General features: G+C 71.2%; 23 protein-coding genes. 8 read left to right on the top strand and 15 right to left on the bottom strand.

Annotated elements, in window-relative coordinates:
* Positions 1–444: 444 nt before the first annotated feature.
* From P3L51_RS17240 to P3L51_RS17210, 7 genes are all read left to right on the top strand, one after another.
* On the top strand, positions 445–1,641 hold the full coding sequence (locus P3L51_RS17240; RefSeq protein ID WP_354606125.1) for a S8 family peptidase: 1,197 nt from the start codon (positions 445–447) through the stop codon (positions 1,639–1,641).
* A gap of 169 nt (positions 1,642–1,810) precedes the next feature.
* Complete coding sequence (locus tag P3L51_RS17235) at positions 1,811–2,365, top strand: DUF1697 domain-containing protein (protein ID WP_354606124.1); 555 nt, start codon at positions 1,811–1,813, stop codon at positions 2,363–2,365.
* Complete coding sequence (locus P3L51_RS17230; protein ID WP_354606123.1) at positions 2,358–2,729, top strand: nuclear transport factor 2 family protein; 372 nt, start codon at positions 2,358–2,360, stop codon at positions 2,727–2,729. Before P3L51_RS17235 ends, P3L51_RS17230 begins: the two co-directional genes overlap by 8 nt.
* 109 nt (positions 2,730–2,838) lie before the next feature.
* Complete coding sequence (locus P3L51_RS17225) at positions 2,839–2,946, top strand: putative leader peptide (protein WP_354606122.1); 108 nt, start codon at positions 2,839–2,841, stop codon at positions 2,944–2,946.
* Between the two features lie 101 nt (positions 2,947–3,047).
* A complete protein-coding gene (locus tag P3L51_RS17220; protein ID WP_354606121.1) occupies positions 3,048–4,262 on the top strand; it encodes an LLM class flavin-dependent oxidoreductase in 1,215 nt (404 codons plus the stop codon).
* Between the two features lie 120 nt (positions 4,263–4,382).
* Entirely contained in the window at positions 4,383–5,753 is a 1,371-nt protein-coding gene (locus tag P3L51_RS17215; RefSeq protein WP_435594469.1) for an NtaA/DmoA family FMN-dependent monooxygenase, read from the top strand.
* A gap of 14 nt (positions 5,754–5,767) precedes the next feature.
* Positions 5,768–6,907 carry an LLM class flavin-dependent oxidoreductase gene (locus P3L51_RS17210; protein ID WP_354606120.1) on the top strand — a complete coding sequence of 380 codons (1,140 nt, stop codon included), beginning with the start codon at positions 5,768–5,770 and terminating at the stop codon, positions 6,905–6,907.
* Between the two features lie 456 nt (positions 6,908–7,363).
* Here P3L51_RS17210 and P3L51_RS17205 read toward each other — a convergent pair whose 3' ends face one another.
* The 5 genes from P3L51_RS17205 to P3L51_RS17185 form a co-directional block, all read right to left on the bottom strand.
* Positions 7,364–8,194: an ABC transporter ATP-binding protein gene (locus P3L51_RS17205; RefSeq protein WP_354606119.1), complete on the bottom strand. Its 831-nt coding sequence runs from the start codon at positions 8,192–8,194 to the stop codon at positions 7,364–7,366.
* The gene (locus P3L51_RS17200; protein WP_354606118.1) at positions 8,170–9,168 is read right to left on the bottom strand and encodes an ABC transporter permease; all 999 of its coding nucleotides are present in this window, start codon (positions 9,166–9,168) and stop codon (positions 8,170–8,172) included. Before P3L51_RS17200 ends, P3L51_RS17205 begins: the two co-directional genes overlap by 25 nt.
* A complete protein-coding gene (locus P3L51_RS17195; protein ID WP_354606117.1) occupies positions 9,165–10,262 on the bottom strand; it encodes an ABC transporter substrate-binding protein in 1,098 nt (365 codons plus the stop codon). Before P3L51_RS17195 ends, P3L51_RS17200 begins: the two co-directional genes overlap by 4 nt.
* A 264-nt stretch (positions 10,263–10,526) precedes the next feature.
* Positions 10,527–11,714, bottom strand: coding sequence for a sulfite oxidase (locus P3L51_RS17190; RefSeq protein ID WP_354606116.1), 1,188 nt, complete (start codon positions 11,712–11,714; stop codon positions 10,527–10,529).
* A 329-nt stretch (positions 11,715–12,043) separates the two neighbouring features.
* Complete coding sequence (locus P3L51_RS17185) at positions 12,044–13,207, bottom strand: PP2C family protein-serine/threonine phosphatase (protein WP_354606115.1); 1,164 nt, start codon at positions 13,205–13,207, stop codon at positions 12,044–12,046.
* A 316-nt stretch (positions 13,208–13,523) separates the two neighbouring features.
* Here P3L51_RS17185 and P3L51_RS17180 point away from each other — a divergent pair, with 316 nt between their 5' ends.
* Complete coding sequence (locus tag P3L51_RS17180; RefSeq protein ID WP_354606114.1) at positions 13,524–14,144, top strand: mycothiol-dependent nitroreductase Rv2466c family protein; 621 nt, start codon at positions 13,524–13,526, stop codon at positions 14,142–14,144.
* A 33-nt stretch (positions 14,145–14,177) separates the two neighbouring features.
* Here the strand turns inward: P3L51_RS17180 and P3L51_RS17175 are convergent, their stop codons facing one another.
* From P3L51_RS17175 to P3L51_RS17130, 10 genes are all read right to left on the bottom strand, one after another.
* Complete coding sequence (locus tag P3L51_RS17175; RefSeq protein WP_354606113.1) at positions 14,178–14,939, bottom strand: sirohydrochlorin chelatase; 762 nt, start codon at positions 14,937–14,939, stop codon at positions 14,178–14,180.
* A 5-nt stretch (positions 14,940–14,944) separates the two neighbouring features.
* Positions 14,945–15,862 (bottom strand): ABC transporter permease, encoded by a 918-nt coding sequence (locus tag P3L51_RS17170; RefSeq protein ID WP_354606112.1) that lies wholly within the window; start codon positions 15,860–15,862, stop codon positions 14,945–14,947.
* The gene (locus P3L51_RS17165) at positions 15,849–16,640 is read right to left on the bottom strand and encodes an ABC transporter ATP-binding protein (protein ID WP_354606111.1); all 792 of its coding nucleotides are present in this window, start codon (positions 16,638–16,640) and stop codon (positions 15,849–15,851) included. Before P3L51_RS17165 ends, P3L51_RS17170 begins: the two co-directional genes overlap by 14 nt.
* 68 nt (positions 16,641–16,708) lie before the next feature.
* On the bottom strand, positions 16,709–17,827 hold the full coding sequence (locus P3L51_RS17160) for an aliphatic sulfonate ABC transporter substrate-binding protein (protein WP_354606110.1): 1,119 nt from the start codon (positions 17,825–17,827) through the stop codon (positions 16,709–16,711).
* Positions 17,828–18,087: 260 nt separating this feature from the next.
* Positions 18,088–19,446: a sulfate adenylyltransferase subunit 1 gene (locus P3L51_RS17155; RefSeq protein ID WP_354606109.1), complete on the bottom strand. Its 1,359-nt coding sequence runs from the start codon at positions 19,444–19,446 to the stop codon at positions 18,088–18,090.
* 2 nt (positions 19,447–19,448) lie between these two features.
* Entirely contained in the window at positions 19,449–20,420 is a 972-nt protein-coding gene (cysD, locus tag P3L51_RS17150; RefSeq protein WP_354606108.1) for a sulfate adenylyltransferase subunit CysD, read from the bottom strand.
* The gene (gene cysC / locus P3L51_RS17145) at positions 20,420–20,965 is read right to left on the bottom strand and encodes an adenylyl-sulfate kinase (protein ID WP_354606107.1); all 546 of its coding nucleotides are present in this window, start codon (positions 20,963–20,965) and stop codon (positions 20,420–20,422) included. Before cysC ends, cysD begins: the two co-directional genes overlap by 1 nt.
* Positions 20,965–21,687: a phosphoadenylyl-sulfate reductase gene (locus tag P3L51_RS17140; protein WP_354606106.1), complete on the bottom strand. Its 723-nt coding sequence runs from the start codon at positions 21,685–21,687 to the stop codon at positions 20,965–20,967. Before P3L51_RS17140 ends, cysC begins: the two co-directional genes overlap by 1 nt.
* Positions 21,684–21,872 (bottom strand): hypothetical protein, encoded by a 189-nt coding sequence (locus P3L51_RS17135; protein WP_354606105.1) that lies wholly within the window; start codon positions 21,870–21,872, stop codon positions 21,684–21,686. The genes P3L51_RS17140 and P3L51_RS17135 overlap by 4 nt, the downstream gene beginning before the upstream one ends.
* Positions 21,869–23,566 (bottom strand): nitrite/sulfite reductase, encoded by a 1,698-nt coding sequence (locus P3L51_RS17130; RefSeq protein WP_354606104.1) that lies wholly within the window; start codon positions 23,564–23,566, stop codon positions 21,869–21,871. The genes P3L51_RS17135 and P3L51_RS17130 overlap by 4 nt, the downstream gene beginning before the upstream one ends.
* Between the last annotated feature and the right edge of the window lie 2 nt (positions 23,567–23,568).

Below are 23,568 nucleotides of genomic sequence, written 5' to 3'. Positions count from 1 at the left end.
TCCCGGACCCGACGGCGTACCGCGGTCCCGTCGTCCCCGTCGCCGTCTCTCTGTCGTCCCCATCGCCGGTCCGTCCCCTCGGGCCTGAGAGCGGCCGTGCGCCGCGATCTCCTTCTCGAATTTATGGTCGGATTCCGGCCGTCTCCTCCTGCTCCCCGGTGACCTGGAGAGGGCCGGCTCTCCTTCTCACGGGTGGGCGCATCCCTGACAAGAGCGATCGAAGCCCCTTACAACTAACGTGCCACGGGCGGCGATCACGCGCGGGATCCGAGTTGGGTACGGATGGCCGATTTCGCATTAAGCAAGGTTGTTCTCTAAGTCACAGCAGCCTGAAGGTCTTGATCTGAGCGCGACAATCAGCCAGGGTTTCGAACCAGCCCGCCGGAAGTTCTTTCGTCCGGCGAGCTATCCCCCCACAAAATGCTCACGAGGAGAACTCTCTTCATGACAACTCATAAGCGCGCCACCCGGACGAGACTCACCGCGGCGATAACCGCGGTGGCAGCCATGGCCGGTATCACCGCCTTCACCGCCCCCACGGCGGGGGCGGCCACCCCCCTCGGCACGGTGTACGGGGCCGACGCCAAGGGCGCGGTCGCGGGCAGCTACATCGTGATGCTGGACCAGAAGGCGGACAAGAAGGACCTCGCCGCGGAGTACGGCGGGAAGCTCAACCGCACCTATAAGGCCGCCATCAACGGCTTCTCGGCCAGCGGTCTTTCGGAGACCGAGGCCAAGCGCCTGGCCGCCGACCCGGCCGTCTCCAAGGTCGTCCAGAACAAGAAGTTCTCGATCAACGCCACCCAGGACAGCCCGCCGTCCTGGGGCCTGGACCGGATCGACCAGACCGCGACCGCCGGTGACAACGCCTACACCTACCCGGACAGCGCGGGCGAGGGCGTCACGGCGTACATCATCGACACCGGAGTCCGCGTCAGCCACGCCGACTTCGAGGGCCGGGCGTCGCTCGGCTACGACGCGGTCGACAACGACGACAGCGCCGACGACGGCAACGGCCACGGCACGCACGTCGCCGGCACCGTCGCGGGCGCGGCCCACGGCGTCGCCAAGAAGGCGAAGATCGTGGCCGTCCGGGTCCTCGACGACACGGGCAACGGCACCACCGAGCAGGTCGTCGCCGGCATCGACTGGGTCACCGCGAACCACACCGGCCCGTCCGTCGCCAACATGAGCCTCGGCGGCGGCGCCGACCCCGCTCTCGACGAGGCCGTCCGCAAGGCCATCGCCTCCGGCGTCACCTTCGGCGTCGCGGCGGGCAACGACACCAGCGACGCGAGCGCGACCTCCCCGGCGCGCGTCGAGGAGGCCATCACGGTCGCCTCGTCCACGGTGGACGACCAGCAGTCGTCGTTCTCCAACTACGGCCCGATCGTGGACATCTACGCCCCGGGCTCCGAGATCACGTCGACGTGGAACGACAGCGACACCGGCACGAACACCATCTCCGGTACGTCGATGGCGACCCCCCACGTCGTCGGCGCGGCCGCGGTGTACCTGGCCGGACACCCCGACGCCGCACCGGCGGATGTCGCCACCGCCCTGACGGACGGTGCCACGCCCGACGCCGTCACCAACGCCGAAGCGGGCACCCCGAACAAGCTGCTGAAGGTCGTCGAGTAACACAGCACCGCACGCGGCACGGCACTCAGCACAGCACAGCACAGCACAGCACAGCACAGCACAGCACAGCACAGGACCGGCGGTCGTCGTGCTCTCCCCCACGGAGCACGGCGGCCGCCTTCCGCATGCCGGAACGGCCCCGGCCGCCCGCCGACCTATCGTGGACCCCATGACGACGACCAGGTACGGGGCACTGCTGCGCGGAATCAATGTCGGCGGAAGCCGGAAGGTCCCGATGGCCGAGCTGCGCGACGTACTCACGGGCCTCGGCCACAGCGGCGTCGCGACATACCTCCAGAGCGGCAACGCCGTCTTCACCGACACCACCGGCGCCGACGAGCCCACGCTCGCCGCCGCCCTCGGGGACGCCATCCACGACAGGTTCGGCTTCCCCGTCGAGTGTCTGGTGCGCGACGCCGCCTATCTCAAGGCCGTCGCCGACGCCTGCCCCTTCCCCGCCGCCTCGCTCCAGGGCAAACAGCTCCATGTCACGTACTTCTCCGAGGCGGTGGCGTCCGAACGCTTCGCCGCCATCGACCAGGAGTCCTACCGCCCCGATGAGTTCCGGCTCGGCGACCGGGCGCTGTATCTGTACGCCCCCGACGGGCTCGGCCGCTCGAAACTCGCCGAGGCGCTGTCCAGGCCCCGCGTCAACAAGGGCCTCATCGCCACCTCCCGCAACTGGAACACCGTCGTGAAGCTGGTGGAGCTGACCCATGACTGAGTCGCCCGCGGTCGTCGCCGCCATCGAGGCCGAACTGCGCCTCCTCGACCCGGCCGTCCGTTCGTCGGCCGAGCTGATCGGGGAGCTGCTCCACCCCGAGTTCACCGAGTTCGGCTCGTCGGGCAGGCACTGGGACCGCCACTCGATCATCGCGGCCCTCACCGCGCACGACGCGCCCCCCGCCCGGCCCGTGACGACGTCCGAGATGCGGGGCGTCGAACTCGCCCCGCACGTGGTGCTGTTGACGTTCGACACCGAGCACAAAGGGATCTGGGCGCACCGGAGTTCCCTCTGGATGCTCACCGGCGGCAGCTGGCTCCTCTACTTCCACCAGGGCACGGTCTTCACGCCGGAGCGGCCCTGACCCGGCACGCCCACCGGGAACGCCGATCACGCACGCCGCGCCCCCTGACCGCGCGAGTGATCGAGAGGCGGCATTGTCGTGGACGGTGGTGCGGAGTTACCGTGACGGCATGTACTCCCGGCGCCACATCGACCTGCTGCGCGTCGCCGGCGCGCTCTGTCCGGCGTACGGCGACGCCGCCTCGCGGCACACGGCCCCACCGCGCACCGCTCTCTGACGCACCACCCCCGCTGCTCCTTCCGGGGGTGACGACTGTCCGGCGCGCGTGTCCATTCCGCCGAGTTCCCGTACCCCGGACAGCAGGAAGCGGTACCTCCCATGCCCGTGCCTCCCACACCCTTGTCCTCTCCGCCCGTGCCCGCTCCGCCCCTCCGTCTCGCCGTCGCTCTCGACGGCGCGGGCTGGCACCCCGCCGCCTGGCGCGAGCCCGCCGCCCGGCCCGCCGAACTGTTCACCGCGCGGTACTGGACCGATCTGGTGGCCGAGGCCGAGCGGGGCCTGCTGGACTTCGTCACCTTCGAGGACTCCCTCAGCCTTCAGTCCTCCCGCCCCGACGGACCGGACGGCCGCACCGACCTCGTGAGCGGCCGGCTCGACGCCGTACTGATCGCCGCCCGTGTGGCGCCCCTGACCCGGCACATCGGGCTCGTCCCGACCGCGCTCGTCACCCATACCGAGCCGTTCCATCTGTCGAAGGCGATCGCCACGCTCGACCACGTGAGCGGTGGACGGGCCGGTGTCCGGGTCAGGGTCTCCGGCCGCGCCGACGAGTTCGCGCACGTCGGACGCCGTACCGCACCCGCTCCGCCGATCACGCCCGCCGCGATCGGGGAACTGTTCGCCGAGGCGCGCGACTACGTCGAGGTGCTGAAGAGGCTCTGGGACAGCTGGGAGGACGACGCGGAGATCCGCGATGTCGCCACCGGCCGCTTCGTCGACCGGGCCAAGCTCCACTACATCGACTTCGAGGGCGCCGAGTTCAGCGTCAAGGGCCCCTCCATCACCCCGCGTCCGCCGCAGGGCCGGCCGCCCGTCGCCGCGCTGGCGCACGACACCGTGCCGTACGAACTGGTCGCCGCCTCCGCCGAGATCGGGTTCGTCACACCGCGCGACGCCGACGACGCCCGCGCGATCGTCGCCCGGATCCGCGACGCCCGCTCGGCGGCGGGCCGCGCCGACGAGACGGCGCACATCTTCGGCGACCTGCTCGTGTACCTGGACGACGTTCCGGGGGCGGCGGCCGACCGCCGGGCCCGCCTGGACGAGCGGGCGGGCGCCCCGTACACGAGTGACGCCGCCGTCTTCACCGGCACCCCCGCCGAGCTGGCCGACCTCCTCCAGGAGGGCCGGGCGGCCGGACTCACCGGCTTCCGGCTGCGGCCCGCCGCGCTGCCGCACGACCTGGAACGGATCACCCGCGGGCTGGTGCCCGAACTGCGGCGCCGGGGCCTCTTCCGTACGGCGTACGAGGCGGACACCCTGCGCGGACTGCTCGGCCTGCCGCGCCCGGCCAGCCGCTACGCCACGGCCTGAGCGCGCGCCGCGCGACCCGCGCGACCTGCCGCGCCGCGATCCTCCGCGGCGCGACCCACCGCGCGCCGCGTCACCCGCCGCGGGATTCCTGACCCATACGAGTCGAAGGACGCCTCTCCCATGAGCAAGCCCGTCAAGCAGATCCACCTCGCCGCCCACTTCCCCGGCGTCAACAACAGCACCGTATGGAGCGACCCGGCCGCGGGCAGCCAGATCGACTTCAGCTCCTTCACCCACCTCGCCAGGACCGCCGAGCGTGCGAAGTTCGACTTCCTCTTCCTGGCGGAGGGGCTGCGGCTGCGCGAGCAGAACGGGGAGATATACGACCTGGACGTCGTCGGCCGGCCCGACACGTTCACCGTCCTGAGCGCGCTGGCCGCCGTCACCGAGAAGCTGGGCCTCGCGGGCACGGTCAACTCCACCTTCAACGAACCGTACGAAGTGGCACGGCAGTTCGCCTCGCTCGACCATCTCTCGGCGGGGCGGGCCGCGTGGAACGTCGTCACCTCGTGGGACGAGTTCACCGGCCAGAACTTCAGGCGCGGCGGCTATCTCGCGCAGGAGGACCGCTACGAGCGTGCCAAGCAATTCCTCGCGGCGGCCTGGGAGTTGTTCGACTCCTGGCACGGGGACGAGATCGTCGCCGACAAGGAGTCCGGTCTGTTCCTCGCCCACCCGGATCCCGGCGGCTTCGACCACCACGTGAGGCAGTTCGACATCAGCGGCCACTTCAACGTCCCGCGCGGGCCGCAGGGCCGGCCGGTCATCTTCCAGGCGGGCGACTCCGACGAGGGCAGGGAGTTCGCGGCCTCGGCGGCCGACGCGATCTTCACCCGGCACGGCACGTTCGAGTCCGGACGGGCCTTCTACGCCGACGTCAAGGGCCGCCTCGCCCGGTACGGCCGTTCCGCCGACGAGCTGAAGATCCTGCCCGGCGTTACCTTCGCCCTCGGCGACACCGACGCCGACGCACGGGAGAAGGCGGCCTTGATCCGCCGCCGGCAGGTGAGCGGCCAGACCGCGATCCGGCTCCTCGAACAGCTGTGGAACCGCGACCTGAGCTCCTACGACCCCGACGGGCCGCTGCCCGCCGCCGATCCGCTCCCCGGCGAGAACACCGTCGCGCGGGGACGGGCGAGCGTGCGGATGCACCGGGACCCGCTCGCCACCGCCGCGCGCTGGCGCGCCCTGGCCGAGGAGAAGAACCTCTCGATCCGGGACCTGATCGTCGAAGTGACGGGCCGTCAGACATTCATCGGCTCCCCGGCGACGGTGGCCGCCGCGCTCAACGACTTCGTACAGGCCGACGCGAGCGACGGGTTCATCCTGACGCCCCATCTGACACCCGGCGGGCTGGACGAGTTCGCCGACACGGTGGTGCCGCTGCTCCAGGAGCGGGGTGTGTTCCGTACCGAGTACGAGGGCGACACCCTGCGCGACCACCTCGGTCTGCGTACCCCCGCGACCGCCGGCCAGTCCGCCGCCCACTGACAAGGAGCACCACCGTGGCCACCACCGCCCGTACCCCCCTCGCCGTCCTGGACCTCGTGCCGGTGTCGTCCGGGTCCACCCCCGGCCAGGCCCTGCGCGACAGCATCGACCTCGCCCGGCAGGCCGAACGGCTCGGCTACACCCGGCACTGGTTCGCCGAGCACCACCTCAACCCCGGCGTCGCGGGCACCTCCCCGGCGGTCGTGCTCGCGCTCACCGCCGCCGCCACCTCCACGATCCGGCTCGGCTCCGGAGCCGTACAACTCGGCCACCGCACCGCCCTGTCCACCGTGGAGGAGTTCGGGCTGCTCGACGCGCTGCACCCCGGCCGGTTCGACCTCGGACTCGGCCGGTCCGGCGGCAGGGCGGAGGCGGCGACGCCCGCGCCGGTGCCGGAGCGGGTGACACCCGTCGTGGACGGCCGCACGCCCAACGGGCTGCGGATCCCGGCCAGGTTCTCCGTCGCGGGTCTGCTGCGCTCCCCGCGCTTCGCCCTGCACCGGAAGCTGCTCCAGCAGCCGAACGCCGAATCGCAGGCGTACGACGAACAGATAGCCGACATCCTCGCGCTGCTCGCCGGCACCTACACCACCGTCGACGGCATCGAGGCACACGTCGTGCCGGGGGAGGGAGCGGATCTCCAGGTGTGGGTCCTGGGCAGCAGCGCCGGCATCAGCGCGCAGGTGGCCGGGGCCAACGGCCTCCGGTTCGGGGCGAATTACCATGTCAGCCCGGCGACCGTGCTGGAGGCGGCCGAGGGATACCGGGCCGCGTTCAAGCCGTCCGCCGAGCTGGACCGGCCGTACGTCAGCGTCTCGGCGGATGTCGTCGTCGCCGAAGACGAGGCCACCGCACGGGAGTTGGCCACCGGATACGGCCTGTGGGTGCGCAGCATCCGCAGCGGCGAGGGCGCGATCCAGTTCCCCACGCCGGACGAGGCCCGCGCACACCGCTGGAGCGCGGCGGACCGGGAGCTGGTCGCCGACCGGACCGAGACGCAGTTCGTCGGCTCACCCGAGAGCGTCGCCGATCAGCTGGAGGTCCTGCGCGACGCCACGGGGGCCGACGAACTCCTCATCACCACGATCACCCACGACCACGCGGACCGGGTCCACAGCTACGAACTGCTGGCCGAGGAGTGGGCGCGGCGCTGACCGGGCGACCGGACGGGGCGGCCCAGGGCGTGTCCGTACAGTCCCGCCCGGCCCGCGACGGCGCGGTGACCTCGGCCGCTGCCGCGGCGGGCGGCACCTCGCGGTGTTGCCGGAGTCGGCCACGTACGCCCGGGCCGTCGACAACGCCGATCCGCCGCCCCGCGACGCACCCGCCGCCGCGGGCCCCGCCCTTCGGGCGGACGGCGCCACTTCGCGGACAATTCCTGGCGCGTGTCTGACGAATCCCGCCCGGCGCGCGACGCCCGGCACGCACGCACGCTCGCGGTGTTGCCGGAGTCGCTCAAGTACGTCCAGTACGAGAGAGATCCGCCGCCTTGCGATCACACGCTCCGGACGCCGCGCACCGGACCGCACGCACCGGACGCCGCGCGCCCCGCCCCGCGGGCGGACGCCGCCATTCCTCAGACACGCCCCAGGTCACGCGGCCCTTCCCGGTCACGCGGCGCTCTCCTCCTGGGCCGTCGGGTCCACGCCCAGTTCCTCCAGCAGCCGCTCGCGCAGCGCGGCGTACGCGGCGCTGCCGTGAGCGCGCGGCGCGGGCAGTTCCACGGGGATGTCCGCGCCGATGCGTCCCTCCGCCAGGACGACCACGCGGTCCGCGAGGACGATCGCCTCGTCCACGTCGTGCGTCACGAGCAGAACCGCCGGGCGGTGCTTGGCGCACAGCCGTCGCAGCAGTACGTGCATCCGGATGCGGGTCAGCGCGTCCAGCGCGCCGAACGGCTCGTCGGCGAGCAGCAGTCCCGGCTCGCGTACGAGGGAACGCGCCAGCGACACGCGCTGCTGCTCGCCGCCCGACAGCTCGACGGGCCACGCCTTCTCCCGTCCCGCCAGGCCGACTTCGGCGAGCGCTGCCCGCCCGCGCTCCACCGGATCGGGCCCGTCGAGGCCGAGAACGACGTTGTCGAGCACCCGCTTCCAGGGCAGCAGCCGGGCGTCCTGGAACACGACGGAGACCGGCTCGGGAGAGCTGAGTCCGCCGGTGCCCGTGACGTCGTGGTCGAGACCGGCGAGGGCGCGCAGCAGCGTGCTCTTGCCGGAGCCGCTGCGGCCGAGCAGCGCGACGAACTCCCCGGCGCCCACGTCGAGATCGAGACCGTCGAGGACGTTCCGGTCGCCGAAGGAACGGATCAGCTTCCTGATCTGTACGGTGCCGGTCTCCGTGGCCGTGCCCGTGCCCGTGCCCGTGCCCGTGGCCGTGCCCGTTTCCGTGCCCGTTTCCGTGGCCGCGGCGTCGGCGGTCAGCCCGCCAGTGTGCGTCGCCATGACAGCGTCCTCCGTTCGACGAGACGTACCAGCGCGTCCGAGAGCAGCCCGAGGAGCCCGTACACGACCAGACCGACGATGATGACGTCGGTCTGCCCGTACGTCCGGGCCAGCTCCATCATGTAGCCGATCCCGCTGGTGGCGTTGACCTGCTCGACCACCACCAGGGCCAGCCAGGCGCCGGTCACGGCGAACCGCATGCCCAGCAGGAATCCGGGCAGCGCGCCGGGCAGGACGACATGGCGCAGGAAAGCCGTACGGCTCAGCCGCACCGTCTCGGCCAGCTCCACATAGCGGTTGTCGATGGTGCGCAGCCCGTTGTGCGTGTGGATGTAGACGGGCACGAAGACACCCAGGGCGATCGTGATGACCTTCATGGTTTCGCCGATGCCGAACCAGAGGATCAGCAGCGGGATCAGCGCGAGGGACGGGATGGCCCGCTTGATCTGCACCGGGCCGTCGATGACCCCTTCGGCGATCCTGCTGAGCCCGGAGACGAGGGCCAGGATCAGGCCCGCCAGAACGCCGAACAGCAGCCCGAGCGCGGCGCGTTGTGCCGAGGTGGCGAGATTGGACTGGAGCCTGCCGTTCTCGATCAGATCGCCCGTCGTCGTCACGACGGTCCAGGGGGCCGAGAGGTTACGGGCGTCGATGAGGCCGGTGGCGGAGCCCGCCGACCAGACGGCGAGCAGCAGCAGGGGGCCCAGTGCCCAGCCGTACGGGACGGGGCGCCCCAGGCCGAGCCGGCGGCGCGGTCCGAGCCGCCGGGCGGCACGCGACGAGCGTGCTTTCCGGGAGGTGTCCGCCTCGCGGGGGGACTCGGCGAGTGGCGGCGCGGGCGGCGTCCGCTCGCTGTCCGGGCCGCTGTCCGGGACGTTGACCGCGCCGCTGTCCGGGTCCGGGTCCGCGTCCGCGCCCGCCACCGTCGACTCGGCTTTGACCAGGGTGACTTCTTCGGCTGCTTCGGTGCTCATGATCCGGCTCCCGTCTCGGCCCCGGTGCCGGCGGTGTCGGCTCCGGTGCCCGCGATCGCTTCGGCCCCGACCTTCTCGTAGCGCCGGTCGAAGAGGATCTCCGCGTCGAACGACTTCTTGTCCGTCTCCTTCGACAGCAGGTCGACCGTCTTCTGCTGGTTCGCGATGGTCTCCGTCCAGTCACCAGGAATGGCCGGGTGCCCACCGGTCCTGACCAGGTACTCGCCGTCCTGGCGCGACAGCCCCTGGTCCTTCACGTAGTAGCCCTCGATCCACTCCTCGGGGTGGGTGTCGATCCAGACCTCGGCCTTGGCCCAGTACGTGACGAACTCCTTGATGGCGGCGGCCTTCTGAGGGTCGCTCACCGACTCGGTCGGCACCCAGAGATGGCTGGGGTCGTCCCGCAGCCCGTGCGGGATCGTCTTGCCGCCGTCCTTGCCGTACTTCGCCGGATAGCGCTTGATGTTGACCCCGCCGAGGGGCGCCGCGTCGACTTGCTTGCCGCCGAGCGCGGTCGGATAGACATCGCCGGTGCTCGGCAGCTCGACCAGCTTCACGTCTTCCTTGGTGAGCCCGGCCTTGGCCAGGATGCGCAGGACGAGCGCGCCCTGGGCCTGCCCGGGGCTGTACGCGATCCGCTTGCCGCGCAGGTCCGCGAGGCTGTCGATGTCGGCGCCCGGCGCGATGCCGAGCTCGTATATCGGGTTCTTGATCGGGTCCGTACGGAACGCAGCGGCCACCAGCTTGGTGTCGAGCCCGGTCCAGTGCGCGTGGATGGACGGGATCTCGGCCGCCGAGCACACGTCCAGGGAATTGGCGCGGAACGCCTCGGAGCACTGCGGACCGCCGCTGAGATTCGCCCACTTCACCTTGAAGGGGAGGCTGTCGATCTGTCCGGAGAGTTTGAGTGCGACCTGGATCTCCGGACTGCCGATCGTGATCTCGGTGTCCGGATCCAGCGTCTTGGGGATCTCGACGTCGGAGAGATCCTTCGAGGAGGCGGTGGTGGTCGCGGTGTTGTCGGCGCAGCCGGTGAGCACGGCCGAACTGGTCAGGACGGTGGCGAGCAGGGCAGCGCGGAGTGCTCTGGACATGTCTGTTCCCGGGTTCTCTGAATTGCTGGGACTTTCACGGCACGGGGCGGTGAGGTCAGCTACAGAGCGCGGTCGCGACGCGCATGAGATCGACGGCGCGTCGTTTGCTCAACCGCTGGGATTTGGACATGTTCGCGAAGCTAGCGGCGGTACGAAGCCATGGGCAAGAGGCCCGGTTCGAATAGGCGATACGGCAACAATGGCTTCGTACCGCCGCTATACGCCTGACACAGAACTCGGTAGGGAACCGGACGAAGCCGCACGTCAGTTCACCGTGACCGGCACCCTGATCACCGCGTCGAAGAGGTAGCCCTGCGTGTTGGCGACGGAGCGTTCCGGCTGGGAGTTGCCCGCCAGGTCGGTGGCGCGGGCGAGAAGGTGGGTCTGCCCCTTGGTCCGCGGGCGCCAAGGCGCGGACCAGCGCACCCAGTTGTTACGTCGGGGGGTGTCCCGCAGCGACGCCCGCTGCCAGCGCGTCCCGCCGTCGGTGCTGAACTCGACCTGCCGCACGGGCGCGTGGCCCGACCAGGCGCGGCCGGTCAGCCGGTGGGTGCGCCCGGCGGCCAGCACGGTGTTCGGGGCCAGCTCGAAGCCGGACTTGATGGTCTGCCGGGTCAGCGGGGCGCTGCCCCCGGGCGGGTAGGAGGGGCCGAACAGCCGGTAGAAGTCCGTGTTCCACGGCGAGGTCAGCGGCTCGGCGCTCACCTCGATGTCGCCGAGCCACTTGATGGAGGCGATCCCCACCCAGGACGGCACGACGACCCGGACCGGGTACCCGTGGTCGTACGGCAGCGGCTCGCCGTTCATCTCGTACGCGAGGATCACGTCGTCCAGCGCCTTGGCCACCGGCAGCGGGCGCCGCACCCGGCCCAGGTTGACGCCCTCGGTGACGTAGTCGGCGTCGAGCCCGCGGGGCATCACGTCGACCGCGTGCCCGCCGATCCCGGCGCGGCGCAGCACATCGGAGAGCCGCACGCCACGCCACCGGGCGACGCCGATCGCGCCGAGCGTCCAGGCGGTGCCGGAGGCGGCGTCGCCCTGCTGGGAGGTGTAGAAGCTGCGGCCGTTGCCGGCGCACTCGACGGCGGCGTCGCGGGTGACGGAGGGGAGCGCGCGGAGTTGGTCGTACGTGAAGCGGGCCGGGCCGCCGGTCAGGCCGCTGCCCCACACCGTCAGGGTCCAGGAACCCTTGTCCAGCACGGGGGTCGACGTGTGGTTGCGGACGAAGAAGCGCTCCACGGGTGTGTGGAGGCCGGTGCCGCGGAGGGCGGCGAAGTTGGCCTCGGCGTTGGTGCCGCGGATGGTGAACAGCTCGGGCGGGAGGGGCTTGACGATGCCGGGCGCGAGAGCTGGGGCAGCGGTGGCGGGTGCGGCGGTGGCGACCTGAGAGGCCAGGGAGGCGACCGGGGTGGCCGCGAGCATCTTCAGTACGGAACGACGAGCAGGGGTCATCGCGGGACTCCTCGAAGAAGGGAGGAACGGGGGAGACCGGGCAGGAGCGGCCGAGAACGGCGCGGGAACGCGGGGAGCGGGCGAAGCGGGCGTCAGCGACAACAACAGCGGCGCGGCGAAAGGCGCGACATGACAGCCATGCGGGAATCCTAGCGTCGCGGCAGGCCGCGTTCACCCTGTCGTACAGGCCGGGCAGCAGGGTGGTACGGCGGGTACCGACGGTCGGGAGGCGGCGCCACGGTGCCAGGGCGCGGCGCTACGGCCCTACGGCCCTACGGCGCGACGGTGCCACGACGCGACGGTGCGACGGTGCCACGACGCGGCGGCGCTCAGTCGGCTCGCCGGACGGGGGACCGCCGGACGGTGACCATGGCGATGTCGTCGTCCAGGCGGGCGAATCGGCGCAGGTCGGCCCGGATGGCGTCGAGCATCGCGGCCGGGGGGCGGGTGGCCCAGTGGACGACGCGTTCGGCGAGAGGGTAGAACGCGCCGGCTTCATCACGGGCCTCGATGAGGCCGTCGGTGTAGAGCAGCAGGGTGTCGTCCGGTTCCATACGGTGACTCTCGACGTGCACGGGGGAGGGATCGGCGTCGAGACCGAGCAGTCCGATCGGCAGCGCGTGCTCCGGGGACGGCAGTTCCCGCACGGTGCCGTCGCGCAGGAGGAGCGGGGCCGGGTGACCGCAGTTGACCAGCCGTACCTCGTCGCACTCGCCGACGAACTCGACCACGACGGCGGTCACGAAGCACTCCCGCATCCGTTGCCCCATCTCAGGCCCCCCTGTGACGTCGTCGTTCTCCTCCGCCACGTCCCTGGCGCGGTCCAGGTCGCGGCGCACGGCATCGTCGAGGAAAGCAGGCAGATCGGGCAGGGCGACTTGTTGCCGGGCGCCCTGACGGAACGCGTTGAGCACGAACAGCACCACTTCCAGGGTCGACAGACCTTTGCCCTGGACGTCCCCCACCATCACCCGCGGGCGCCCGTCGACCATCGCGCAGGCGTACAGGTCGCCGCCGATCGTGGACTCCGCGTCGGACGCCAGATACGTGGACGAGAGCTCGACCGGGCCGAGCCGGGGTGGCAGTGGTCGCAGGAGTGTCCGCTGTGTCTGAGCGGTCACCCGGCGTGACTGCTCGAGCTGGCGGGCCCGTTTCTCCCGTACCGCGGCCGCGCCCACCGAGGCCGCGCTGATGACCAGTGCCGTCGCGAGGGCGACCGGCGCGTCCATCCAGGTCAGGCGCCCGTTCTCGGCGAGGGAGACGGTATAGGCCGGCAGCATCGCCGTGGCGATCACCAGTACCGCGCCGGGGCCGGTGAATACGGCTGCCAGAGCAGGCAGGGCCAGCATCATGCCGCCCAGCCGGACCCTGGACCCGCCGAACGCGTCCGCGGCCAGGAGGAGCAGCAGCAGGCCGACCGCCAGGCCCACGATCACCTGCGGCCCGCGCCACAGCGCCTCTGAGTCGCGCCTCCGCGCGTCGACAGACGGCATGTATTTCACGGTACAGGGACCAGCCGATCTCGCCCGGTGGGCGGCGCCCGCGTGACCGGCCCCCGCCGCCGCCCGGCGCCGGATCTATGCTCGGCACGGATCAGAACGGCGGTCGAACGGAGCGGAGTGGGGATGCGAGGGCTTGATCCCGGCGTGCGTGTTCCGGGTAGGTCCGTCATGGCGTACGGCCCACACGCCGAACCGGTCCGCGGGACGCACATCGGTGAGCACCCGCCCGAACAGCGCCGAGTGGCCCACCCGATCGCCGCACGAATGGCCCGCAGGACAGGGCCATCGTCCCCCTAGCCTCGCTGGTATGAGCGATCAAGAGCACCGCACCACCGTCGACTTCTTCTTCGACCCCGCCTGCCCGTTCGCGTGGATCGCCTCGCGCTGGATGCTGGAGGTCGAGCGGCAGCGACCGCTCGATCTGCGCTTTCACGTCATGAGCCTCTACCTGCACAATCTCGGCAACGAGCTGTCCGACTGGTACCGGGATCTGGTGGACCGGTCCATCGGGCCGGTGCGGGTCGCCGTGGCCGCCGCGGGGCAGCAGGGGGACGGCGTACTGCGTGACCTCTACACCGCGCTCGGCACCCGGATCCACGAGCGGAAGAACGAGGACTTCGACGCGGTCGTCGCCGAGGCCCTGGCCGAGGTGGGACTGCCCGCCACTCTCGCGGAGGCCGCGCACGACCCCGCGTACGACGCGGCTGTGCGCCGTAGCCACGACGCGGGCAAGGACCCGGCCGCCGACGCGTACGTCGGTACGCCCACCATCCATGTCGACGGAACGGTCTGGTTCGGGCCCGTCCTGCGGGCGATCCCGCGCGGTGAGGACGCCGTCCGCCTCTTCGACAGCTTCCGGGTGCTCGCCCGCCACCCGGACTTCTTCGAGCTGAAGCGCACCCGCACCGGCGGTCTCGATTTCAGCTGACCGGCCGGCCGCTCGGCCGGGCGCCTCGGGAGATCAGGCGGACACCAGCTGCCTGGCCGTCCTCGCCGCCTCGTACCGCCGCACCAGCAGCCGCGCCAACTCCGGCGCGGGGCCCAGCACATCGGCCAGTACGTCCGCGCCCGACGCGTGCGCGCCGCGCGCGATGCGGTCGGGGAGGCGGCCGGGTGCGATCACGTACGGGGCCACGGCCACCCGCCGTACCCCCTGCGCCCGCAGCTCGCGCACGGCGTCCTCCGTGCGCGGCAAGGAGGCGGAGGCGAACGCGGGTCGCACGGCGCACCAACCGGTGCGGCGCCACTCCCGCGCGACATGGGCGATCACCGCGATCGCCTCCGGGTCGCTGGAGCCCGCCGAGGCCAGTACGACCCCGGTCGAGCCCTTGTCGCCGGGCGTGAGCCCGGCCTCGTACAGCCGCCGTTCCAGCGCGTCCGTCAGCAGCGACGACGGGCCGAGTACGTCGGCCTGCCGTACGGAGAGCCTGGGCAGCCGCGCCCGTGCCTCGTGCAGCACGGCCGGGATGTCGGACTTGGCGTGGAACGCGCGGGTCAGCAGCAGCGGCAGTGCCACGACGTCCCGTAGGCCCTCCGCGTCCAGCCGTTCCAACACCGTAGGCACGGAAGGGGTGTTGAAGTCCAGGAAGCCCGCCTCCACCCGCAGCCCCGGACGCAGCGCGCGCACCCGGCGAAGCAGCGCGTGCACGGTCGCGGCGTGCCGCGGGTCGCGGCTGCCGTGCGCCACGACGACGAGCACCGGGCGGCCGGGCGTACGGGGCACGGGGATCAGCTCCTGACCAGGAGACCGCGACTGCGCAGGACGCGGCGCTCCAGGGGCGAGAAGAACAGCAGGTCGATGCCGATACCGACGATCAGGATGAGGATGATCGTGGCCAGCACACCGGACATGTCGCTGTAGGTGCGGAAGTTCTCCATGAGCTGGCCGAGTCCCGTACCGAGGTCCGGCGAGCTGGCGATCAGCTCGGCGGCCATCAGCGAGCGCCACGAGAACGCCCAGCCCTGCTTCAAGCCTGCCAGATAGCCGGGCAGGGCGGCGGGCAGCAGGACGTGCCGGATGCCGTTGACACCGGTCGCGCCGATGGTCCGGCCGGCCCGCAGATACAGCGGCGGGATCTGGTCGACGCCCGCCACCAGGCCGTTGGCGATGGACGGGACGGCGCCCAGCAGCACCACCGCGTAGATCGTGGCGTCGGTCAGACCGAACCAGATGATCGCCGCGGGCACCCAGGCCACGGACGGCAGCGACTGGAGCCCGGACAGGATCGGCCCGATCGCGGCCCGCACCACCTTCACCCGTGCGACCAGCAGCCCCAGCGGCGTACCGATGGCGACGGAGACGGCGAAGCCCAGCGCGCCCCGCGAGACGCTGGTCCAGATGTAGCCGAGCAGTGTGCCGTCCAGCCACATGTCCTCGATGGAGCGCCAGACGTCGAGCGGCCCCGGCAGTACGTAGTCGGGCTTGAGGTCGGAGGCGGCGGCGAGCTGCCAGGCCGTGATCACCAGGACGACCGCCACGAGCGGCGGTACGAGCTTGGAGAGCACGATCCTGCCGAGCGACACCCGCTCGGTGGTCCTGGTCTCCAGCGCGTCCAGGCCGGCCTCCAGGCCCGCCAGGTCCTCCTTGGACACGGCGTCCCCGGAAGTCCCGGAAGTTCCCGAAACCCCCGTCTCAGTGCTGGCCATGTCGGCGAATCTCCCCACGCAGTTCCTCGGTGATCTCCACCGACAGGTCCGCCACCGCGGCGTCCTCGATCCGGCGCGGCTGCGGGATGTCGATCCGCCACTCCCGCGCGACGCGCCCCGGCCGGGACGACATCAGCACCACGCGCTCCGCGAGCCGGACGGCCTCGCGGACGTTGTGCGTGACGAAGAGGACCGACACGTTCGTCTCGGCCCAGATCCGGGTCAGCTCCTCGTGCAGCACGTCGCGTGTGATGGCGTCGAGCGCGGCGAACGGCTCGTCCATCAGCAGCAGTTGGCTGTCCTGCGCCAGCGCGCGGGCCAGCGCGACCCGCTGACGCATGCCGCCGGACAGCTCGTGCACCCGCTTGCCGTACGCGCCCTTCAGCCGTACGAGCTCAAGCAGCCGCTCGGCCTCGCCGTGTCGCTCGGCCTTGGGCATGCCCCGCATCTTCAGGGCGAGTTCGATGTTCTTGCCCGCGGTGAGCCACGGGAACAGCGCGTGCTCCTGGAACATCAGGGCCGGCCGGCCGCCGGGGACGTCGATGTCGCCCGCCGACGGCAGGTCGAGCCCGGCGACCAGGTTGAGCAGAGTGGATTTGCCGCAGCCGGACGCCCCCAGCAGGGTCACGAACTCGCCGTGCGCCACATCGAGGCTGACATCGTCCAGCACGAGCTGCTGGGCGCCGGGCCGGCCGAACGACTTGGACACATGGTCGAGACGGGTGGCGTACGGCTGTGTGCCGACGGTGGTGGCCTGCTTGACGAGAGTGGTGGCCATGGGTCACACCTCCTGGAGTCCTGAGGGCGGTCCGGTCGCGGGCTGTCGGGTGACTGCCTGTCAGGTGGCTACTTGACGCCGAGACCGGCGTCGTCGATCGCGGGCTTCCCGTCCGCCTTCAGCACCTTGTTGAGCAGCGTCAGGTCGTAGATCCCGTCCAGCAGCGGGTCTTCGAGCAGCCCCGCCTTCACCGCGTGCTCGGACGACACGCTCAGCGTGGAGGCCAGCGGGTCGTCGGTGATGTCGACGTTCTCCCACGCGGGGTCGATCACCTCGGGCGCCAGTGCCGCCCCCGAGTCCGCCTTCAGCTTGGCGTTGGCCGCGGTCTTGGCCTCGTCCGGGTTCTCGTTGATCCAGGCGTTCGTCTTCACCGAACCGCGCAGCACCGCCTCGACGACGTCCGGGTGCTCCTTGAGGAACTTCTGGGAGACGATCACGTTCGTGATGACGAACTTGCCGTCCTTCCACAGCTTCTTCTCGTCCAGCAGCACCGAACCGCCGCCCGCGACCAGCTTCGACGCGGTCGGCTCGGGCACCCAGGCCCCGTCCAGCGAACCGGCCTCGAAGGACGCGGGGATCTGCTTGTTGTCCTGACGGATGACGGTGACGTCGCCCTTGCCGGTGTTCGTGTCGACCTTCAGACCCTTGTCCGACAGGTAGTTGAGCAGCGCCACGTCCTGCGTGTTGCCGAGCTGCGGCGTCGCGATGCGCTTGCCCTTGAGGTCGTCCAGGGACTTGATCTTCTTCGGGTTGACGACGAGCGAGACACCGCCGGAGGCCGAGCCCGAGATGATCCGGAGGTTCTGGCCCTTCGACTTCGTGAAGCCGTTGATCGAGGGGGAGGGGCCGATCCAGCCGATGTCTATCGCGCCCGCGTTGAGCGCCTCGATCTCCGAGGGACCCGCGTTGAAGACCTGCGGCTTGATCTTGGTGCCGCCCAACTCCTTCTGGATCAGGCCCTCTTGGAGGCCGACCAGCGCGGTGGCATGGGTGATGTTGGCGAAGTAGCCGATCTTCACCTCGCCGAGGCCGCCGATCTTCTCGCCCTCGGCGGCGGGGGCGACCTTGTCGTCCTTCTCGCCCTCGGAGCCGTAGCCGCAGGCGCCGAGGACCACGGCGAGCAGGGGCAGTGCCGCGACCGCGGCGAGGGTACGTCGGCGGCGCAGGACGGTACGGGTGGCTGGCACGGGAGGGTTTCCTCTCGTCGGCCCGTGCTCACGTCCCTCGGTGACGAGGCGGCGTGGCCGGGCGGTCGGCAGTGTCGGAAGGTCTTCGGTGATACGGGTACCGCGGGCATGGCACCGCGGCGTCGCGGGTTCTCTGGGCGCGCGTGCGGTGCGCGTACGTCAGCGCGCACATCGCGCCACCCCGCCGGTCCCCGCGCCGAGGGCGCCGCTGCCGACCCGGCCGCCCTCCTTCGCGAACGTCGCGTACATGTCCACGGGCATCAGAAGTCCCAGCCCTCGTCGTCGGTGCCGGCCTGGGCGGGCGGCGGCTCGGCGGCGAACGAGTCGCCCGCCATGCCGGCCGCCAGCGTGGTGCCGTCGGCCGGGTCGATCAGCAGGAAGGAGCCGGTACGGCGGGAGTCGCGGTACGCGTCGAGCGCCAGCGGCTCGGCCGTACGGATCACCACCCGGCCGATGTCGTTGGTGACGAGCTGTCCCGGCGCCGGGTGCTGCGACAGGTCGTCCAGGGTCAGCCGGGACGGGATGTCCTTGACGATCGCCTTCACGGTGCGGGTCGTGTGCTTCAGCAGCACCCGCTGGCCGACGGCGAGCGGCCGGTCGGCGACATGGCAGACGGTCGCCTCGACGTCCTGGGTGACGGCGGGGACGCCGGAGCTGGGCGCGATCAGATCGCCGCGCGAGACGTCCACGTCGTCGCTGAGCCGGATCGTCACCGACTGCGGCGCCCACGCGATGTCGACGCTCTCGCCGAGCGCGTCGATGCCCTCGACGGTGCTCGTACGCCCCGAGGGCAGCACGGTCACGGCCTCGCCGACGCGCAGCACACCGGAGGCGATCTGGCCCGCGTAGCCCCGGTAGTCGGGGTGCTCGGCGCTCTGCGGCCGGATGACGTACTGGACGGGGAAGCGGGCGGGGCAGCCGGACAGGTCGTGGCTGACGGCGACGGTCTCCAGGTGCTCCAGGACGGTCGGCCCCCCGTACCAGTCCATGTTCGCCGACGGCTCCACCACGTTGTCCCCGGTCAGCGCCGAGATCGGGATCGCCGTGATCTCGGGGACCCCGAGCGTGGCGGCGTACGCGGTGAACTCCTCGGCGATCGCGGCGAACACGGGCTCCGCGAACTCCACGAGGTCCATCTTGTTGACGGCCAGCACCACGTGCGGGACCCGGAGCAGGGCCGCGACGGCCGCGTGCCTGCGGGTCTGCTCGACCACCCCGTTACGCGCGTCGACCAGCACGACGGCCAGCTCGGCTGTGGAGGCGCCGGTCACCATGTTCCGCGTGTACTGCACATGCCCGGGGGTGTCGGCGAGGATGAACCGGCGCCGGGGCGTGGCGAAGTAGCGGTAGGCGACATCGATGGTGATGCCCTGCTCGCGCTCGGCGCGCAGCCCGTCGGTCAGCAGCGCGAGGTCGGGCGTGTCCTGGCCGCGGCCGAGCGAGGCGCGCTCGACGGCCTCCAGCTGGTCGGTGAGGACGGACTTCGAGTCGTGCAGGAGCCGCCCCACCAGCGTGGACTTGCCGTCGTCGACGGATCCGGCGGTGGCGAAGCGCAGCAGGGTGGTGGCCGACAGCTGCTCGGTCAACTGCTCGGTGGCCGGGTGCCCGGTGGTCGTCATGGTTAGAAGTACCCTTCGCGCTTGCGGTCTTCCATCGCGGCCTCGGACATCTTGTCGTCGGCGCGGGAAGCGCCCCGCTCGGTGAGGCGGGACGCGGTGATCTCCGTGATGACGGCGTCCAGGGTGATGGCCTCGGAGTCGACGGCGCCCGTGCAGGACATGTCGCCGACGGTGCGGTAGCGCACGAGGCGGGTCTCGGTGGGCTCGCCCTCCTTGGGGCCGCCCCAGTCGCCGGCCGTCAGCCACATGCCGTGGCGGTTGAAGACCTCACGCTCGTGCGCGAAGTAGATCTCGGGCAGTTCGATGCCCTCGCGTGCGATGTACTGCCAGACGTCCAGCTCGGTCCAGTTGGAGAGCGGGAAGACCCGGACGTGCTCGCCCGGCGCGTGCCGTCCGTTGTAGAGCTGCCACAGCTCGGGGCGCTGCCGGCGCGGGTCCCACTGCGAGAACTCGTCGCGCAGCGAGAAGACCCGCTCCTTCGCCCGCGCCTTCTCCTCGTCGCGGCGGCCCCCGCCGAAGACCGCGTCGAACCGCTCGGCCTGGATCTTCTCCGTCAACGGGACGGTCTGGAGCGGGTTACGGGTGCCGTCGGGGCGCTCGCGCAGGGTGCCCGCGTCGATGTACTCCTGCACCGACGCCACATGCAGGCGCAGCCCGTGCTCGGCCACCGTACGGTCGCGGTAGGCCAGCACCTCGGGGAAGTTGTGACCGGTGTCGACGTGCAGCAGCGTGAAGGGCACCGGCGCCGGCGCGAACGCCTTCAGCGCCAGATGCAGCATGACGATGGAGTCCTTGCCGCCGGAGAAGAGGATCACCGGCCGCTCGAACTCACCCGCCACCTCACGGAAGATGTGCACACCCTCCGACTCCAGGGCGTCCAGATGGCTCAGGGCGTACGGCGCCTCGCGGGCGCCTTCCGCTCCGCCCTCGCTGCCATCGGTCCCGTCGGTGACGGATGCGACGCTGGTCGCCATCAGGCCAGACCCCTCTCGGTGAGCAGCGCGTGGAGCGCCGCCGCGGACTCCTGCACGGACTGCGTGTGCGACTCGATCCGCAGATCGGGCTCCTCGGGGGCCTCGTAGGGGTCGTCGACGCCGGTGAGACCGCTGATCTCACCGGCCGCCTGCTTCGCGTACAGGCCCTTCACGTCCCGTACGGAGCACACCTCGACCGGAGTCGCGACATGCACCTCCAGATACGCGGTGCCCTCGCTCCGGTGGCGCTTGCGCACCGCCTCGCGGCTGTCCGTGTACGGCGCGATCACCGGCACCAGCGCCTTGACGCCGTTCGACGCGAGCAGTTCGGCGACGAAGCCGACGCGCTGCACGTTGGTGTGCCGGTCCTCGCGGCCGAAGCCGAGTCCCGCGGAGAGGAATTCGCGGATCTCGTCGCCGTCCAGGACCTCCACGCGGTGGCCCTCGGAGCGCAGCCGGCCCGCCAGTTCGACGGCGATGGTGGTCTTGCCGGCGCTGGGCAGACCGGTGAGCCAGATCGTCGCGCCCTGCTCGGTCCGGCTCATCAGTGCAGCCCGCATTCGGTCTTGGAGTTGCCCGCCCAGCGGCCGGCGCGGGCGTCCTCGCCCGCCGACACGCGGCGGGTGCAGGGCGCGCAGCCCACGGAGGCGTAACCGTCCGTCAGCAGCGGGTTGGTGAGCACGCCGTGTTCGGCGACGTACGCCTCCACGTCCTCCTGCGTCCAGCGGGCGATCGGCGAGACCTTGACCTTGCGGCGCCTGTCGTCCCAGCCGACGACGGGAGTGTTCGCGCGGGTCGGCGACTCGTCGCGGCGCAGGCCTGTCGCCCAGGCGTCGTACGCCGTCAGACCCTCTTCGAGGGGCTTGACCTTGCGCAGGGCGCAGCACAGGTCGGGGTCGCGGTCGTGCAGCTTCGGGCCGTGCTCGGCGTCCTGTTCGGCCACCGTGGCGCGCGGGGTGAGCGTGATGACGTTGACGTCCATCACGGCGGCGACGGCGTCGCGGGTGCCGATCGTCTCGGGGAAGTGGTAGCCGGTGTCGAGGAAGACGACGTCGACGCCGGGCAGGGCGCGCGAGGCGAGGTGGGCGACGACCGCGTCCTCCATGGAGGAGGTGACGCAGAAGCGGGCGCCGAAGGTGGTGGTGGCCCAGGTGAGGATCTCCAGGGCGGAGGCGTCTTCGAGTTCGCGGCCCGCGCGCTCGGCGAGCGCCTTGAGCTCGGCGTGCTCGCGGTCGTCGGTCCCGGTGGTCTCCGTCAGCGCCGTCATATCCGTTCCCCTCCGTCGTCCGTTCCGTCGTCCGTCGTCAGGCCGCGGGTCAGCAGCCCGAGGAACTTCAGCTGGAAGGCCCGGTTGCAGGCCCCGCATTCCCACGCGCCGTGGCCCTGCTCGTTCGGGCGCAGATCCTCGTCGCCGCAGTAGGGGCAGTAGAACGGGGCGGCGCGCTCGCTCACGACAGCGCCTCCTCGGACGCGCGGGCCGCCCAGGTGGCGAAACGCTCGTCGGCCTCGCGCTCCTTCTGGAAGCGGGTGAGTACGCGCTCGACGTAGTCGGGGAGTTCGGTGGCGGTGACCTTCAGACCGCGGACCTTGCGGCCGAACGCGGGCTCCAGACCGAGCGCGCCACCGAGGTGCACCTGGTAGCCCTCGACCTGATTGCCGTCGCCGTCCAGCATCAGCTGGCCCTTGAGGCCGATGTCCGCGACCTGGATCCGGGCGCAGGCGTTGGGGCAGCCGTTGACGTTGATGGTGATCGGCTGGTCGAAGTCGGGGATACGGTCTTCCAGTTCGTCGATCAGGGACGCGCCGCGCGCCTTGGTCTCGACGATCGCCAGCTTGCAGAACTCGATGCCGGTGCAGGCCATCGTGCCGCGCCGGAAGGGCGACGGCTTGACCCGCAGGTCGAGCGATTCCAGCCCCGCGACGAGTGAGTCGACCTGGTCCTCGGCCACGTCGAGCACGATCATCTTCTGCTCGACGGTGGTCCGCACCCGGCCGGAGCCGTGCTCCTCGGCGAGGTCGGCGATGTTCTTCAGGGTCGGGCCGTCCACCCGGCCGACGCGCGGCGCGAAGCCGACGTAGAAGCGGCCGTCCTTCTGGCGGTGCACACCGACGTGGTCGCGCCACTCCTCCACGGGCCGCTCGGGCGCGGGACCGTCGACGAGTGTCCGCTTCAGATACTCGTCCTGGAGGATCCGGCGGAACTTCTCGGCGCCCCAGTCGGCGAGGAGGAACTTCAGCCGGGCGCGGGTGCGCAGCCGGCGGTAGCCGTAGTCGCGGAAGATCCCGATGACCCCGGCCCAGACGTCGGCGACCTCGTCCAGCGGGACCCAGGCGCCCAGCCGCTGGCCGATCTTGGGATTGGTCGACAGTCCGCCGCCCACCCAGAGGTCGAAGCCGGGGCCGTGGTCGGGGTGCTCGACACCGACGAAGGCGATGTCGTTGATCTCGTGTGCGACATCCAGGAGCGGCGATCCTGAGATGGCCGTCTTGAATTTACGCGGGAGGTTCGAGAACTCCTTGGTGCCGATGAACCGGGCGTTGATCTCGTCGATCGCCGGGGTGCCGTCGACGATCTCGTTCTCGGCCACTCCGGCGACCGGGGAGCCGAGGATCACGCGGGGCGTGTCACCGCAGGCCTCGGTGGTCGACAGGCCGACGGACTCGAGCCGCCGCCAGATCTCCGGGACGTCCTCGATCCGTATCCAGTGCAGCTGGATGTTCTGCCGGTCGGTGATGTCGGCCGTGTCCCGGCCGAACTCGTGCGAGATCTGCCCGATGACGCGCAGCTGCTCCGTGGTCAGCCGGCCGCCGTCGATCCGGACCCGCAGCATGAAGTACTTGTCGTCCAGCTCCTCCGGCTCCAGGATGGCGGTCTTGCCGCCGTCGATCCCGGGCTTGCGCTGGGTGTACAGCCCCCACCACCGCATGCGTCCCCGCAGGTCGGCAGGGTCGATCGAGTCGAATCCGGCCTTGGAGTAGATCGTCTCAATGCGTGTCCGCACATTGAGACCGTCGTCGTCCTTCTTGGCCTGCTCGTTCGCGTTGAGAGGAGTGAAGTGACCAACGGCCCACTGGCCCTCGCCGCGGTGACGGCTCACCTTGCGGCGGGGCGTGGCGGCAGCGGGCTTCTCAGGGGTGGCGGCCATGG

The sequence above is a fragment of the Streptomyces panacea genome (genome assembly GCF_040560175.1).
Classification (GTDB): Bacteria; Actinomycetota; Actinomycetes; order Streptomycetales; family Streptomycetaceae; genus Streptomyces; species Streptomyces panacea.
This window is presented reverse-complemented; position numbering and strand designations above follow the sequence as displayed.

Coding starts and splice junctions, on each gene's coding strand:
- P3L51_RS17165 (WP_354606111.1), bottom strand. CDS start 16,640: ATGGCCACCACTCTCGTCAAGCAGGCCACCACCGTCGGCACACAGCCG.
- P3L51_RS17215 (WP_435594469.1), top strand. CDS start 4,383: ATGAGCAAGCCCGTCAAGCAGATCCACCTCGCCGCCCACTTCCCCGGC.
- P3L51_RS17140 (WP_354606106.1), bottom strand. CDS start 21,687: ATGACGGCGCTGACGGAGACCACCGGGACCGACGACCGCGAGCACGCC.
- P3L51_RS17170 (WP_354606112.1), bottom strand. CDS start 15,862: ATGGCCAGCACTGAGACGGGGGTTTCGGGAACTTCCGGGACTTCCGGG.
- P3L51_RS17185 (WP_354606115.1), bottom strand. CDS start 13,207: ATGCCGTCTGTCGACGCGCGGAGGCGCGACTCAGAGGCGCTGTGGCGC.
- P3L51_RS17180 (WP_354606114.1), top strand. CDS start 13,524: ATGAGCGATCAAGAGCACCGCACCACCGTCGACTTCTTCTTCGACCCC.
- P3L51_RS17225 (WP_354606122.1), top strand. CDS start 2,839: ATGTACTCCCGGCGCCACATCGACCTGCTGCGCGTCGCCGGCGCGCTC.
- P3L51_RS17205 (WP_354606119.1), bottom strand. CDS start 8,194: ATGGCGACGCACACTGGCGGGCTGACCGCCGACGCCGCGGCCACGGAA.
- P3L51_RS17130 (WP_354606104.1), bottom strand. CDS start 23,566: ATGGCCGCCACCCCTGAGAAGCCCGCTGCCGCCACGCCCCGCCGCAAG.
- cysD (WP_354606108.1), bottom strand. CDS start 20,420: ATGGCGACCAGCGTCGCATCCGTCACCGACGGGACCGATGGCAGCGAG.
- P3L51_RS17230 (WP_354606123.1), top strand. CDS start 2,358: ATGACTGAGTCGCCCGCGGTCGTCGCCGCCATCGAGGCCGAACTGCGC.
- P3L51_RS17155 (WP_354606109.1), bottom strand. CDS start 19,446: ATGACGACCACCGGGCACCCGGCCACCGAGCAGTTGACCGAGCAGCTG.
- cysC (WP_354606107.1), bottom strand. CDS start 20,965: ATGAGCCGGACCGAGCAGGGCGCGACGATCTGGCTCACCGGTCTGCCC.
- P3L51_RS17235 (WP_354606124.1), top strand. CDS start 1,811: ATGACGACGACCAGGTACGGGGCACTGCTGCGCGGAATCAATGTCGGC.
- P3L51_RS17190 (WP_354606116.1), bottom strand. CDS start 11,714: ATGACCCCTGCTCGTCGTTCCGTACTGAAGATGCTCGCGGCCACCCCG.
- P3L51_RS17195 (WP_354606117.1), bottom strand. CDS start 10,262: ATGTCCAGAGCACTCCGCGCTGCCCTGCTCGCCACCGTCCTGACCAGT.
- P3L51_RS17200 (WP_354606118.1), bottom strand. CDS start 9,168: ATGAGCACCGAAGCAGCCGAAGAAGTCACCCTGGTCAAAGCCGAGTCG.
- P3L51_RS17240 (WP_354606125.1), top strand. CDS start 445: ATGACAACTCATAAGCGCGCCACCCGGACGAGACTCACCGCGGCGATA.
- P3L51_RS17220 (WP_354606121.1), top strand. CDS start 3,048: ATGCCCGTGCCTCCCACACCCTTGTCCTCTCCGCCCGTGCCCGCTCCG.